The sequence below is a fragment of the Myroides odoratimimus genome (assembly GCF_004337635.1).
GTDB lineage: Bacteria > Bacteroidota > Bacteroidia > Flavobacteriales > Flavobacteriaceae > Flavobacterium > Flavobacterium odoratimimum.
The window spans coordinates 3,344,700-3,358,796 of the sequence record NZ_CP037427.1 but is presented as its reverse complement, the minus strand read 5'-3'; the positions used below and the strand labels follow the sequence as shown (position 1 = coordinate 3,358,796).

At 31.0% G+C, this 14,097-nt stretch carries 11 protein-coding genes and 1 pseudogene; 6 read left to right on the top strand and 6 right to left on the bottom strand.

Annotated elements, in window-relative coordinates; translation table 11 throughout:
* Window positions 1-262 precede the first annotated feature (262 nt).
* Complete coding sequence (locus E0Z07_RS15165; RefSeq protein WP_131540916.1) at window positions 263-718, top strand: hypothetical protein; 456 nt, start codon at window positions 263-265, stop codon at window positions 716-718.
* A gap of 221 nt (window positions 719-939) precedes the next feature.
* Here E0Z07_RS15165 and E0Z07_RS15160 read toward each other — a convergent pair whose 3' ends face one another.
* Entirely contained in the window at window positions 940-2,388 is a 1,449-nt protein-coding gene (locus E0Z07_RS15160; RefSeq protein WP_073145115.1) for an IS1182 family transposase, read from the bottom strand.
* 758 nt (window positions 2,389-3,146) lie between these two features.
* Here E0Z07_RS15160 and E0Z07_RS15150 point away from each other — a divergent pair.
* Window positions 3,147-3,647 (top strand): hypothetical protein, encoded by a 501-nt coding sequence (locus E0Z07_RS15150; RefSeq protein WP_233445989.1) that lies wholly within the window; start codon window positions 3,147-3,149, stop codon window positions 3,645-3,647.
* Between the two features lie 346 nt (window positions 3,648-3,993).
* Here E0Z07_RS15150 and E0Z07_RS15145 read toward each other — a convergent pair whose 3' ends face one another.
* Both E0Z07_RS15145 and E0Z07_RS15140 read right to left on the bottom strand, forming a co-directional pair.
* On the bottom strand, window positions 3,994-4,626 hold the full coding sequence (locus E0Z07_RS15145) for a response regulator (RefSeq protein ID WP_131540915.1): 633 nt from the start codon (window positions 4,624-4,626) through the stop codon (window positions 3,994-3,996).
* Window positions 4,619-6,577 carry a tetratricopeptide repeat-containing sensor histidine kinase gene (locus E0Z07_RS15140; protein WP_131540914.1) on the bottom strand — a complete coding sequence of 653 codons (1,959 nt, stop codon included), beginning with the start codon at window positions 6,575-6,577 and terminating at the stop codon, window positions 4,619-4,621. The genes E0Z07_RS15145 and E0Z07_RS15140 overlap by 8 nt, the downstream gene beginning before the upstream one ends.
* A gap of 163 nt (window positions 6,578-6,740) precedes the next feature.
* On the opposite strand from E0Z07_RS15140, the gene E0Z07_RS15135 reads away from it, so the two are divergent.
* From E0Z07_RS15135 to E0Z07_RS15125, 3 genes are read left to right on the top strand one after another with little or no spacing between them, the layout of a single operon-like run.
* Window positions 6,741-7,205 (top strand): hypothetical protein, encoded by a 465-nt coding sequence (locus E0Z07_RS15135; protein WP_131540913.1) that lies wholly within the window; start codon window positions 6,741-6,743, stop codon window positions 7,203-7,205.
* Between the two features lie 60 nt (window positions 7,206-7,265).
* Complete coding sequence (locus E0Z07_RS15130) at window positions 7,266-8,270, top strand: OmpA family protein (protein WP_131540912.1); 1,005 nt, start codon at window positions 7,266-7,268, stop codon at window positions 8,268-8,270.
* A 60-nt stretch (window positions 8,271-8,330) separates the two neighbouring features.
* Complete coding sequence (locus E0Z07_RS15125; protein ID WP_131540911.1) at window positions 8,331-9,269, top strand: hypothetical protein; 939 nt, start codon at window positions 8,331-8,333, stop codon at window positions 9,267-9,269.
* Window positions 9,270-10,668: 1,399 nt separating this feature from the next.
* Here E0Z07_RS15125 and E0Z07_RS15110 read toward each other — a convergent pair.
* The 3 genes from E0Z07_RS15110 to E0Z07_RS15100 are packed head-to-tail and all read right to left on the bottom strand — an operon-like array spanning window position 10,669 to window position 12,126.
* Window positions 10,669-11,595: a HipA domain-containing protein gene (locus tag E0Z07_RS15110; RefSeq protein ID WP_131540910.1), complete on the bottom strand. Its 927-nt coding sequence runs from the start codon at window positions 11,593-11,595 to the stop codon at window positions 10,669-10,671.
* Window positions 11,588-11,926, bottom strand: a complete 339-nt coding sequence (locus E0Z07_RS15105) for a HipA N-terminal domain-containing protein (RefSeq protein ID WP_131541097.1) — start codon at window positions 11,924-11,926, stop codon at window positions 11,588-11,590. The genes E0Z07_RS15110 and E0Z07_RS15105 overlap by 8 nt, the downstream gene beginning before the upstream one ends.
* Window positions 11,926-12,126, bottom strand: a complete 201-nt coding sequence (locus E0Z07_RS15100; protein ID WP_006259945.1) for a helix-turn-helix transcriptional regulator — start codon at window positions 12,124-12,126, stop codon at window positions 11,926-11,928. The genes E0Z07_RS15105 and E0Z07_RS15100 overlap by 1 nt, the downstream gene beginning before the upstream one ends.
* 486 nt (window positions 12,127-12,612) lie before the next feature.
* Here E0Z07_RS15100 and E0Z07_RS15095 point away from each other — a divergent pair.
* A pseudogene (locus E0Z07_RS15095) lies at window positions 12,613-13,785 on the top strand (IS4 family transposase).
* Window positions 13,786-14,097 lie beyond the last annotated feature (312 nt).

Below are 14,097 nucleotides of genomic sequence, written 5' to 3'. Positions count from 1 at the left end.
TTAGTTTGTATTGTGTTTTAAAGGGAATATTCTTTTTTAAAGACATTATTCTTTAGAAATAATTTAGTTCTAGAGGCAGTAAAAAAACAGTATGATACAATAGTTAATGTTTAGTGAATAGTTTTTGAAATATTGCAGTATTTGATTTCATTTGTTACGTACTTTCTAAAAATAGAGGCTCTAGTTTGAATATTGTCTTGCTATTAAGTGGTATTTTACCTTACTAACAAAATAATAGGTTGAAATTAAAACAATTAGCAATATGAAAAAGAAAGTAATTTTAGGGGCTTTTATGTTGATAGTCTCTTTGGCTAGTGCTCAGACTAAAGTAAGTGGTACTAGTATCGGTATTGATCTGGGGGGATTAGTATCTATAGTGTATGATGATGTGTCTACTCTGGGGTTAAAAGATAATCAGTGGAGAAAGATCAGAGAGTATCAGAGTGATTATGAGACAAGATATAATCATTGGGCTAGTGCTAAGCATTATAAGCAGTATGATTTAGATCGCAAAAGAGAAGAACTATACAAAGAAATCAGAATACAAATAGGTAATATCTTAACTGTAGAGCAACGCGAGAAATGGAATACAGGGGATTATAATTATAGACATTATCACCCTTATGACTATAAGAGAGAACATCACTACAAAAAGAGTAATAAGTATAAAAATAAGCACAATAAAAAGCACAAGCATAAACAGGATGATTGTCACTAGAGATTAAAAAGTCTGCTCTGTAAGGGGAGGGCACTGAAAAAGTAAGGTTTTTTTTGAGTTCAAGTCACTATAAGGCAAAAAAAGACGCTTTTAAAGGAGGTTATAACTAACCTTTTTTTAAAGCGTCTTTTGTTTTTAAGATTATTTTTAAAGATATAGCTAGTGCTTAATAGTCCTTATTTCTCTTTCTGAGAGGACAAAATGCTACCTAGCTATCCTTACTACATTAATTTCAGTATTCTTTTTAAGTTTACGGCAAAAATAGCCAATGCCCCTTGCATTTGCATAGACGACAATCCGTACGACAAAGCAGTATCGTATCCATGGGCATTCTTTAATTCTGCGTTTTTAGCTTCTATCTTATAACGATGTTTAGCCTCTTCTTTAAATTCTGGAGTGTCTTCAAAGGCTAGTTGGTCTAAGTGTGTTTGACTTGATATAGAGACCGAATATGATTTGGTCTTGGCTCCAGGTTTGTAACAACCGTCTTTTAAAGGACATTGTTTACACTTTTCAACATCAAAATAGTATGTTTTAACTTGATTAGTATTTTCTCCTTTCTTGCCTTGAGTAGCCTTTCTAACGGCTAAATGTCCTGCAGGACAAACGAACATATCAGCATCTTTGTTAAAGTCAAATTGGTCTTCTTTTTTACGAGTACCTTGACTAATTACAGGATTTAGTTTAGAGATTACACTAATATTATTCTTCTTAGCATAGATTAAATTGTCTTTACTGGAGTAAGCACGATCACCTATAACAGTGTTAACTGTCATTCCATTTTTAATAGATTCTTCTACTAATGTAGTTAGCAAAGGACCATCTCCCTTTTCTCCTGAAGTGACTACTGCAGCTGTGATAACACGCTCCTTACTCATGGCAATATGAGTTTTATATCCCAAGAATGATTCCTCTTTTGACTTATGACCTATACGAGCATCTTGATCTTTAGATATATCTCGTTGTTCCTTTACATCATCTAACGCTTCTTTTAAAACATTTAGTTTCTCACTTACCTTAGGTAAGCTACTCAAAGATCCTTTGTCTTCTAAGTAGTTGATTAACTCTGTACAATAAGCCATCTCATTCTCTACGTTATCGTCTGTGTTTTTAGTAGGTAAATGATCTTTTACTGTTGGATCTGTTTCATAAAGAACCTTCCTTACATTCTTTGAACGATATCTTAGAAACTCTATAACAGATACTGCATTAGAGCGACTCTTAGTATGTGTTGCATCTAATATTATTGCCTCTGATTTTATAATCCCTTTTGCGATAGCTAACTCTACTGTTTTACCAATTAACAAGTTTAGCATATCAGTATCCTGAAGCCTTAATTTTCTAAACTTGCTTAGCGTACTAGCTTCTATTACCTTTTCTTCGATTGACATATCTAAGAAATACTTAAACGATAAGTCGTATTGCGAGCGTTCTACAACATCTTGATCTGATATGTCAAAGATTGTTTTTAATAATAAGTACTTGAACAAACGAATAGGAGAATATGCCATTCTACCATTGGTGACACAATACTTACTTGATAGTTCTTGATATACAAAAGTAAAATCGACAAGATTATTTATCTGACGTAACATATTATCCTTAGGAACTAACATATCGTATAACTCAGAATATTTACTAAAAGAGATTGTTTCTTGATGACTTACCATTGCTTTTTATTTGATCAGTACAAAGCTAAAAAAACATAGAGGTAAAATAGAGAGCTTAAGCTCTCTATTTTACCTCTATTTCGAAAAAGAAGACTTTTTCAGTGCCCTCCTGTAAGGGGCGGACTTTTTTATGGTATGAATTTATTCGCTTATTTGTTTTTGATGATTATAGGTGCCATAATACAATTATTGACGTTTTATAAAGTTTTTTTTCAGTTTTTTTACATTCTTGAGCTAATAAAATGAAAAAAGGTGTTGTGAATACCTTAAAATAGCCTGTTTGCTTATTTGTACTCATAGTGTGAATAACAACCTTTACTTAGGGAGGTTGTATATTTAGATTCTTTTGTGTGTGAATATAGTTAAGTTGTAAATCGTCAGCAAAAAGTGGACAATTAAGGTACTAAAAATAAGATAGTGTGTTTAAAAAATGATAGAGGATTAGTAATGTGAAATAAAAAAATATAGCAGTAGTAAACTTTTGTTTACTACTGTTTTTTTATGCTATATTAAAGGAATTTTCTAATACTAGAAGCTCAAGATAATTTTATTGTTTAAAATAGTGGCTTTTATTACAATATAGTATATTGATAGGTCTATATCCTAATAAATTAAGACGAGTAGCTGTATGGGATCAAGAAAATGAGCAAGTTCTAGAGCTTATCACAAATTAATTTACATGGACTGATAATCAAATTAGTGAGCTTCATAAAAGTAGATGGATAGTGGAAATATTCTTTAGAGAAATACATTCAACTATGGGTAGTTATAATGCTTTACTTTCTCTTTTCAATATCACAGCGGAAGAAGTCAAAGGCGAGCGAAACGATCAAACTGTAAACGGATTGGTTTATGTAGCATTAGACGAGAATGGCAACAAGACAAGCAATCCGTTCAAAGGCTCACTTTTCGGAAAAGATGCAGGAGTAACACAGCTTCAAAAACATTTTGAACAGTCCAAAGAAAAAATGAAAATCAATCCTGTAAGGTCTGTCCTAAAGAATACCATTGAATTGGCTATACATACTACAAAGAGCAAACCAGATTTTAAAAAGCAACTTTTAGAGCAAGGTATTAATACGATTGTCCACAAGAACGAAAGCGGACGGATTTACGGCATCACGTTCATTGACCACGAAAGCCGTAGCGTTTGGAATGGTTCAGCTTTAGATAGAAACTTGTCAGCAAATGTATTTAATGATTGGTGGAACAATGAAAATAAACCTCAATTAAACCCAAATTATGCAATAGACATATAAACAAGTAATTATACAAAATAGGTCTTTCATTAGTTCTAAAAGCATACTATAGTATGGTTTTAGAACTAATTCAGAACTATGAAGTAGAATTGCTTTGTAGTATTGGGCTAATGTGTAATAAAGATACAGGGCAATCCTATTTCCAAAACCAATACAATGGTTGATTTATCAACAAAAGACCTTTTTGAGTTTATCTCAAAGTAACATGTGTAGAATTCTGATTTGAGATTATTCAGTTTGCTGTGTGATACACAGGTAGAAGGTTACAAGGAAGAACAGTTTGCTAATCGAATGAAGAAAAAGAAAAAAGGCAGGAGATTATAATTTTATCTGACCTGAATTTAATTTATATCAACTTATTTTCCGTGGCTACTTTGACTAATTCGATCATATTTTTAGCATTAAATTTTTGCAATAAATTTCTACGGTGTGTTTCTACAGTAATGACTGAGATGAATAATTTTTTAGCAATTTCAGCAGAGGTGTTTCCTTTGGCAATTGATTCTAACACCTGTTGTTCTCGCTTGGTTAGTCTTGGCAATTCAAAATTGTTTGATGAAGCAGATAACATAATTTCCTGTACTTCTTTGCTTAATGCAACTCCTCCATTTATAGCGTTATCAATACATTGAATGATTTCATGTGCATCTGCATTTTTTAAGATGTAGCCGTTTCCGCCGTTTTCCAAAAAACGAAATATAATGCTACGTTCTGCCTGATTACTTATCCCAATGACAATGGTTTTAGGCGATTTTTGTTTAATTACTTTGCAGAAGTCCAAACCACTTCCATCGTTTAGTACAATATCTAACAATATAATATGTGCTGTGTTTTCTTGAATAAAATCTAGTGCTGACAATCCTTTTGTAAAAGAAAATAGTTGAAATTTACCCACCTGTTGTAATAATGATTTTAGTCCTTCTAAAATCATCGGGTGGTCATCGACTATTACCAAATTCAAACAATTATTTTTATACATAGCATTCTACATTTATGGTGGTTCCTTTTCCTTTTTCCGATAAAATTTCTACTGTTCCATTCATTAAGGCTGTACGGCTTTTAATATTTTTTATTCCTAAACCATAATCTACTTTAGATGTGTCAAAACCAATTCCATCGTCTTCAATCGTTAGGTTTATTGTATTTTGGTGCTGACTAATTTGAACAATAACATTGTTTGCCTGTGCGTATTTGATAACGTTACTGATGCTTTCCTGAACAATGCGGTATAATGACAATTGTATTCTAAATGGGATGTTGTCTGATACATGGAAAGCTTCAAACTGAATATTAAATTGTTTTTGTGACATAGATTCGCAAAGTTCTTTCAGTGCAATTTCTAATCCAAGGTTTTTTAATGTTTCAGGCATTAGATTTCTGGCAATACGACGTATTTCTACAATAGACTTATCTATTTTTTGCAATAACTCACCCGAATTTTGAGCATTTTCTTGAGAGATTGACATGCGAATATTTGCAAGAATTCCACCCATACTATCATGTAAATCCTGAGCTATTCGTTGACGTTCTTGTTCTTCGCCCTGCAAAACAGCTTTTGTTGCTTCGTATTTTCGTTCATTTTTAATATGTAAAAGATCTTGTTGGTGACTGATGCTAATTTGAGCGTTTAATTTCTTTTGATTCTTATAGGTAAGATAAACTAAAAAAGAAATAATCAAGCTTAAGCCCAAAGCTATTCCTAAGATGCTAATCCGTAGATTTTTATTTTTTGTAATTAATTCATTTTCTTTTTTTTCTTGTTTCAATTGTGCTATCGTTTGTTTTTTATCAGCAGCTTGGTGTACAATCTCAAGCTCGTTCATCTTTTCCAATAATTTTTGTTGTTGTAAACTATCACTCAAAGCACTCGATTTCTTCATCCATTCATAGGCTTCTTTGTGATTTCCCAACACATCGTTTACCGCAGCCAGTTGCGTGTAGGTAATTTTTCGATTTACATCTTCTCTACTTAAAATATTTTCCTGTAAGATATGCTCTAACTGTATCTTAGCTCTATAATAATCTTTCTGCATCAGATAAACGTTATACATTCTAAAATAAAGCATGTGCAACAGCTTGGCTTGTTTTTTTTCTTTTGCTAATTCTACACCCTTATCTAAACTCATTAACGCTTTTTCAAAATCTTGAACCGTAGTGTAATACATAGCTTCCTGATAGTAATAATTTGAATAATGCTGTGAATTTGGATAGTGCTCGATAAGTTTCTTTGCTTTTTTAAGATATTTCTCAGCAGACTTACTATCTGGTTTATAACAATAGTTGCTTACCAGATTTAGATACGTTATCAGATGAATTGTATTTAATTCTGGGATTTCATCAAGTTGTTCTAACGCTTTTTTATGATACTCTTCTGCTGTTTCGAATTGTCCTACCGACATAAAAGTTAACCCCAATTGCGTATAGCTGTACGCCAAAAGTTTTTTGTTTTTACTTTTTTCGCTTAATGGAATGCATCTTTCTGTGAGTGTCTTAACCATAAAATCGTATCCCTTGTCTTCCACTTGTATGTAAGCATGATTGTATAATGATTTTATAAGTAAGTCAATATTTTTAGGATCTTTTTCTAAAGAATTTATTGCATTTTCATAATGTTTTAGAGCATTGGTTTTATTACCTTGATGTGAATAAAAAACACCTTGATAATAATCTAAGATACCTTCGGGTAAAATCTTTTTTTTGAAGGACAAGACTGTATTTAGTGCCTGCCTACTTTTTAAACTATCAGTTTGAGACCAATATTCGGAAAGTAACAAATAATTATGTAAACGAACACTGTCATTTACATCGTTTTCAATTTTACTCTTGATTTGTTTTACATACTTTATTTCGTCTAAAGCAACAAGTTGCTGTGCTTGTAGTATATTAATATATAAAAAAACAAATAGTGTAGATAAAATATTTCTGAACATCGCGGTTTGTGATTAAATTACAAATATCTAAATAAAAAGTGTTGCTTTTTTGCCCTTGCGAGAAAACCATGGTAAACCATTAGAAATAAAATCAAGGTTTTCAATGATTGTTCCAATTTCTCGTTTTGCAGATCTTTGTATCTCACGTTAAAATAAAATCATTATGAAAAAAGTAAACACAAAGATTACGGTTTTAGGCATATTAGCCACATTGACATTTGGAACAGTTGCTACAAGTTGTAGTAAAAATGATGATAATGACGGATACGAACAACCAATACAAGGCTCTATTGACCCTGCTGTGGGAACGTATAAAGGAAAGTTAAGCACAAGTGATACAAATGGTGTATATGAATGGTTCGATGCTATTGTTATTGTTACAAAAGAAGGAAGTAATAAATTAAAAATTACCGCAAAATCAGGTGAAAAATATTCTTATATAACTCCTAAAACCTTTACCGTAGAAACTTGTGCTTGTTTTGGCGAAAATACAAAGGATATTGTTTCCTTAACAGGTAGTTTAGAAGGTATTTTTCACTATTATGGTTCTAATCAAAACATTAGTGTTAGTACAGATGAACAGTCCGAAACAGATGTTTATTTTGAGTTTGATGGCGTAAAACAATAGATTAAATGCTTTTTTAGAAAGTAAAAACGTTTATCTTTAGCCTAAAAAACATATAAAAAAATGAAAAAAGCAGCCCTTATTTTTGGATTATCAGCTTTGATTGTATCTTGTAATCAATCTGTAAAACAGCAGGAAAGCACAGCAGATTCCACAGAAGTTACCGTTGAAGCCAAGGAAGTTAAAACAGAAGAGGCAAATTCATCGGCTGAATTCAATATTGAAAACATTCCATTTTCTGCTGCTGATATTGGTGATTTTCCTTTTATTAATCTTCCACAAGGATTAGAAGCCCACAAAGAAGCTATAGAAAAAAAATTTGATGTTTGCTTCTTTCCGATCAATGGTGTGATGACTTTTTTTGAAGGTAAATTATATAAAGCCAATGTTGGTGCAGTTCGTGGTGAAGAATATTCTCAACGATATTTTGAAAAAAGTATGGAGGATTATTTGCTATCTGTTGGAGCGGTTAAAGTTTTTGATGGTGAAATCACCAAAGAAGAATACGAACGTTATCACAAACAAGACCCTAATAAAGGTGGTTCTGGAGACATGGGCTATTGGAATCAAAACATCAAGTTTTTTGTTATTCGAAGTAAAGAAAAAGGAAATATTTATATCCAGTTCACATCTAATAATGCAGGAGCAGCATTAAATATTCTACAGGAAGAAGCCTTTAAACAAACCATAACCAAAGTTACTGCAGATGATATTGCCAAGGATTTGACTGAAAAAGGGAAGTCAATTTTATACATCAATTTTGATGTGGATAAGTCTGATATTACAGCTGAAGGAAAAGAAGTGGTCAAACAAATTGCAGAAGCACTTCAAAAAGATAAAAACTTAAACATTTCGATCGAGGGTCATACCGACAATACAGGTGATGCTGTTCACAACAAAAAATTATCGAATGATCGTGCAAATTCGGTGATGAATGCTTTAATCACAGGCGGAATTGATAAAGTTCGATTATCAGCTATAGGTTTGGGTTCTGAAAAACCCTTGGTAACCAACAATTCAGACGAAAATAAAGCTAAAAATCGTCGAGTTGAATTGGTGAAAAAATAAGTAACAATAAAAAGCTGTTTCTTGAAAAAGTGGAAACAGCTTTTTTATAATAAATCAAGAATGAAAAAAAATATTATAAGCAGTTTATTATCCGTATTTATTTTGTTTAGTTGCAATTCTTCAGACGAAAACAAATTACCAGATAGCGACAGTGAAATTATTAATACACCGTTCACAGAAGGTTTCGTTGAAATGGGAATTTTTAGTAATGACATTGATTTAGGTAAGCTTATAGGAAAGATAGATTTCTCTAAAGCTAATATAAAAGAACAATACGAGAAATTGATAGCCCACGATGCAGATGTAAAAGCAATTTTTGATTTGATAGCGAATATGGGAAACCAAAATCCGTTAGTAGCTTGGGCGGTAACGTTAAATATTGCGGAATGTACTTATAACATTAAAAATGAAGAAGTATTAGGGAAAGTTCGTGGTTTTGGATGGTCAATGGATAATTATTATAATAAATCTCAGGATCAAGTAGGTCTTTACTTGGAAACGTTGGTGCAAACCGATAAAATTATTGAACAAGACAAAAAAATATATTCCTCTTATAAACCTTCTGAAAACAAAGGATCTGGAGCAATAAATGATGTAGATTTTAGTCAGTTTAATAGGGAAGTAAAAAAAGACAAACAAACTATTTTAGGTTATGAATGCGATATAGTTGTTTATACCCCCAAAATAAAAGATGAAAATGCACCAATGCAATTACAAAAATTAGTTGTTTATACTTCGCCATTGTTTAGTAACGTAATTAATTTTGCACATCCGTTTTATTTAGAAGAAGATCAGGGGATTTTGCGTTTAGATGTTTATTATTTGAATAATGAAACCCCAACCTTGGTAATGAAGCCAAAGGAAATTAAAGAAATTAAACTTACAGTACACGATTTAACCAACAGAGCCACTATTCCGGTTTATACACAAGATGATATCAATTGGGGGTTTAAGGCATTGGCTATTATGATGAGTGGATGGGGAATGTTAGAGAAGTAAAATTGATATGACCCGATAACTATTATTATTCATTTTGATAATTTTGAGTCATGCAAATGTTCAGCAAATTCCTTATAAATTCTCAAAGACATCATTGCTCAAATAGATGAAAAACAAAATGCTATATCATATTTATTAAATTTTGTATATTCGCTACGTGCTAACGGAAATATATTGAAAAGCAAAGCAATAAGCACCGTTACCTGACTTTTTTGATAATTTTTATAAAAGCTTAGTATTCAACCGATACATCTTTTTCCTGAAAACTTTAAAATAAAGTACACTTCTACTAAGACTAATAGATATGAAGAGAAATATGAATTAGAAGAACTGATGTACAATAAATATCGTTTATTGAACAGGAATGTTAAGTTTAATAATGGAGTGGCTGTGGATGTTTCTCCAGATAAAGAAATACCAAGAGAGTATGATCAGGATTTAACCTTTTTTACAGAATCTATTTCTTGATCTTCTTATTGGAATATTGCCCTAATCGTGCGTGCTCTCATATAGTTATATTATGGGAAAAGTGTATTTTTGTACTCTAGGCTGCTGTTCGTTTTTAAAAGTATTAGGTGAGAAATAATTCTTTAATATACTGAATATCAGCCTTTTTTTACAAATAATCCTATCCTTTATTTTTCTTAAAATCAACTAATTAGTACTTTTGTCGTGTACTAAGGAAAAGAAGTTGAAAATAGATAGAGATTTATAATGTACAATTACTCCTGTTTTTTGCCCTTAGAGAGGGATATTATAAGACTGTTATATGGTCTTTTTTTGTTTTAAGAAGGCTCTATAACCTAACATTAAAATATTAATGTTCTACTTTCTAAACTTCCAATTTGTTTGATCTATTAAAAGGACATATGATTCTTGAGTCGGAATTAATGTAAACATTAATCAGGATACCCCGCTCTAATTCTAAATCTACCGATGAGATAAAACGTTAAATACATCTATAATAACTACTTGTTTCTGTCTAATTGTCAAATCCAGTTCATACTTTAGATAAATTCACAGACTTTACTTGGCATAAAGAGATGATAAATAAACAAATAAACAGATTCTAGCGAACCTTAATTTACCTTTAAAATTAGCTTTTATAGTTGTTAGAAGTTCTGTGTTTTTTTACTCTAGGCTGGTGTTCGTTTTTAAAGATATTACATTAGTAATAATTTTTTAATATGCTGAATATTAGTTGTTTTTACAAAAGATGCTTTCCTTTTTTTCTTTAAATAAACTATTTGATAATTTTGCTGTGTATTAAGTAGATAAATATATTATATTTTGCTAAAGATTTATATGTTATGACTTAAGATTCTTTAGAAGATAACTATAATAACGATGGACTAAGTCTTTTTCTTAGTATCTGTGTTTTTGATTCAATTATAATTTTCTACAATCCAATTTGTCTCAACTTATCAGTATAAATCCTTTTATATTCTTCTTTGTACTCATTAGTTAAAAAGCTTCGATCTATTAAATCATATACCTTATTAGTTTGTCTAGAGAAATCTTTATAGATATTATTTCTTACAACTTCTGTAATACCCAAATTTAGTGCAAGTTCATCAAAGTTTACTTGTTGAATCTTTTTTTTACGACCACTTATGGTTAGTGCTAAATCTTCTTTATCATCAGGAAAAATTAAATTCACATTTAAAAGATCATACGCTGGTGAGAATAAGATACCATTATCTGTGTGCATTAAAGAGAAGTTCTTTAAGTGCATGTCGTTATTACCTGTTATAAAGCTAAACAAGACAAGTCTAAAGTATTTAATTACATCTAATCCTGAATTGGTAGTATATTGTTTAATAATCTTTCCTACACGCTCATAAGAGCTTTTGTATTTTTGTTCAGTTAGTAATTCTGATAGCTGGCATAGATCCTCTATGTGAATCTTTTTTCCTTTTTCACGATCAAAGCGTTTAGTTATGTAAGCAAGGTCTGTTGTAGAGGTTTTAATCAAAGCATGTTGTGCTGTTTCAATTTTAAATAGCTTGGCTAAGTGCATGGTTAAATCTTCTACTTGTGGCATAAAAGCAAAATCAGGAGATTGGGGTCTTAAGATATAATCTCCCCATAAACCAACTAAAGTTAGTCTCTTACTACCGTTTTCACTGTTTAAACTTAAGGATATTTTAGGCTGTACCCCTGTTAATGCTAATCTTTCGTTTACAGTTATTTGTGCTAATTTATCTATTTTTTCTTTATCTAATTCTAATATAGGAACTTGGGTAGTGCTAAAGAATTTTTTTGAACAAGCAGTATGATATTCACCAGTTTCAACAGGCTTATAACAAAATAAACAATTATTCATGATTTTCTGCCTCCATCGGATAAACTGAGACAGCTCCAATAGTGTCTCTACATAAGTTGATTAATAATTCAAATCGGTCACGTGGATTAAGCTTCCAATGTTTTTCTCCGATGTCTAGTAACCATCCTTCAGGAATTAACCCATCGAAAAAAGGGAAGAGTACATTACTATGATAAGTTTCTTCAGATAGGGGTAAGGTTAAACTAATTGGTTTAGGATTAGGTGTTTTTAGATAATCCTTGTCATAGTAAAACGAGTAACCATTATCTGTTTCAAAAAGATAACCAGCTAATTGATCTTGAAAATATATTTTCGCTTGTCGTGCCGTTATTATCTAGTTTTATCAATTACACCTACTTCTTTTCCAAATAAAGCTAGCACATCGTTTACTTTGTCTAAACGAAGTGTTTTTTTGCCTTGTTCTAGATCACGTACAAAACGCAGTCCTACACCAGCATTTAAAGCTAAATCTTCTTGTGTAAGCTTTAATTCTTTTCGTTTTTGCTTTACAAATAATTGTATTGAATCCATATCTATACCTTTTCAGGTATAAATATACATAAATAATCTAAATAATACCTTATCGGGTATAAATATGTTCTAAATATTAGTTATTATACCCGATAGGGGTTATTTTATGAGTTAAATAGAAAGTGTTTTTGGTTGGGAAATTCATAAAGAATAAGTTTCTATTTATATGTTTTTCTTCTGATAAATTTAAGTCAAAGGTTCTTGTATTAGCTTATTTATAAAAATTAGACATAGCCCCTATAGTACATATAAAAGATAGAGCTGTATCTCTAAAATTTGGATACAGCTCTATTCATATCAAGAGATTATAAAGGAGTAAGAATCTTTTTTGTTAGTTTTCTAAGGTCGTTTCTTTGGAACGAGTAATAGGGTTATATAAAGAGTATAAATCAATAGCGTGCTAAACGTTTAAAAAAAGGTACAAAAAAAGAGAGTTAATTTCGGATCTCAAAATATCTTTGAGTTGCACACCTAAAAAAGACTCTCTTGATGGTAAATATAACACTGTTCTCTCAAATAATAGCAAAACTTGATGGTTCAAAATTCAAAAAAATCGTAAAAGAAAAACAGACAGACAAACACAACAAAGGATTTAATAGTTGGAGTCACCTTGTCTCAATGTTATTTTGTCATTTTGCCCGTAGCAAATCTGTTCGTGATATTAGTAATAGACTTCGTTCAGCCACAGGTAACCTAAATCACCTTGGTATAGATAGAGCACCATCTAAATCCTCAGTAAGTTATCAGAACATAAACAGAACTCATAAACTTTTTAAAGAGTATTATTTTGTTTTACTTCAAAGTTTAGGACAGCATCCCAAATTTAAATAAGTGAAGTTTAGAATCAAGTCAAAAATCTTACTATTGGACTCCACCACAATATCACTATGCTTGAGCATCTTTGATTGGGCTAAATACAAAACCAATAAAGGAGCAGTTAAAATGCACACATTACTTGATTTTGATGGAAATCTACCAGCTTATATCAATATTACTAATGGTAAAACAGCTAATAATAAAGGAGCTTATGATATTCCTTTACTTAAAGGTAGTGTTATAGTTGCTGATCGTTTTTATAATGATTTTAGCCTTTTAAACGTTTGGGACAGCAAACAAGTATTCTTTGTCATTAGACATAAAGACAACTTAAAATTTGAAACAATTAAAGAGTTGGAACTACCTGAGAATAGACATCAAAATATTTTAAAAGATGAGATAATTACTTTAACTAATAGTAACTCAAAACAACTATATCCTAATAAACTAAGGCGAGTAGCGGTATGGGATCAAGAAAATGAACAAGTTATAGAGCTTATCACAAATCAATTTACCTGGACTGCTAATCAAATTAGTGAGCTTTATAAAAGTAGAAGGATGGTGGAAATATTCTTTAGAAACCTTAAACAACTTCTGCATATTAAGTCTTTTATAGGAACTTCTGAAAATGCTGTAATGATACAAATTTGGACTGCACTTATCACTATTTTAATACTGAAAGCTCTGCGTGCTCAGTCTGAATTTGGATGGCACTTATCTAATTTAGTCGCTTTTATACGTCTAAACCTTTTTGTTAAAATTGAACTGCAAAAATGGTTAGATAATCCGATAAATGAGATAGGAAAACCCCCTCCAAAATTGATACAGGGGGTTCTGTTTTAAATTTTATCGAAATATCATCTATAACCTACTAAAATGGGAGGATATTTTATGCCTTAAATTTATTTAGGACGCTATTGGTTATTGATTAGTAAAATTAATGAACGTATATCGAGTTTTACTAAGAAATTAATAGTTCATTAGTGTGCTTATAAAATTAGATTCCATCAAGTTTATATGAGTTTGTATTTTCAGTTTTAGAGCATAAAAAACATTAAACTAGAATTGTTCTAAATATCTTAAAATCAGTTGCTTTATTTCTGTATATACGGAAAACCGTAAGAGTGAGTCATTTATAGAATATACCTTTGTCGT

Excerpts from the sequence above, each read along its gene's own strand:
- E0Z07_RS15145 (WP_131540915.1), bottom strand. The coding sequence starts at position 4,626 with ATGTATAAAAATAATTGTTTGAATTTGGTAATAGTCGATGACCACCCG.
- E0Z07_RS15110 (WP_131540910.1), bottom strand. The coding sequence starts at position 11,595 with ATGAATAATTGTTTATTTTGTTATAAGCCTGTTGAAACTGGTGAATAT.
- E0Z07_RS15150 (WP_233445989.1), top strand. The coding sequence starts at position 3,147 with ATGGGTAGTTATAATGCTTTACTTTCTCTTTTCAATATCACAGCGGAA.
- E0Z07_RS15135 (WP_131540913.1), top strand. The coding sequence starts at position 6,741 with ATGAAAAAAGTAAACACAAAGATTACGGTTTTAGGCATATTAGCCACA.
- E0Z07_RS15160 (WP_073145115.1), bottom strand. The coding sequence starts at position 2,388 with ATGGTAAGTCATCAAGAAACAATCTCTTTTAGTAAATATTCTGAGTTA.
- E0Z07_RS15165 (WP_131540916.1), top strand. The coding sequence starts at position 263 with ATGAAAAAGAAAGTAATTTTAGGGGCTTTTATGTTGATAGTCTCTTTG.
- E0Z07_RS15130 (WP_131540912.1), top strand. The coding sequence starts at position 7,266 with ATGAAAAAAGCAGCCCTTATTTTTGGATTATCAGCTTTGATTGTATCT.
- E0Z07_RS15125 (WP_131540911.1), top strand. The coding sequence starts at position 8,331 with ATGAAAAAAAATATTATAAGCAGTTTATTATCCGTATTTATTTTGTTT.
- E0Z07_RS15140 (WP_131540914.1), bottom strand. The coding sequence starts at position 6,577 with ATGTTCAGAAATATTTTATCTACACTATTTGTTTTTTTATATATTAAT.
- E0Z07_RS15100 (WP_006259945.1), bottom strand. The coding sequence starts at position 12,126 with ATGGATTCAATACAATTATTTGTAAAGCAAAAACGAAAAGAATTAAAG.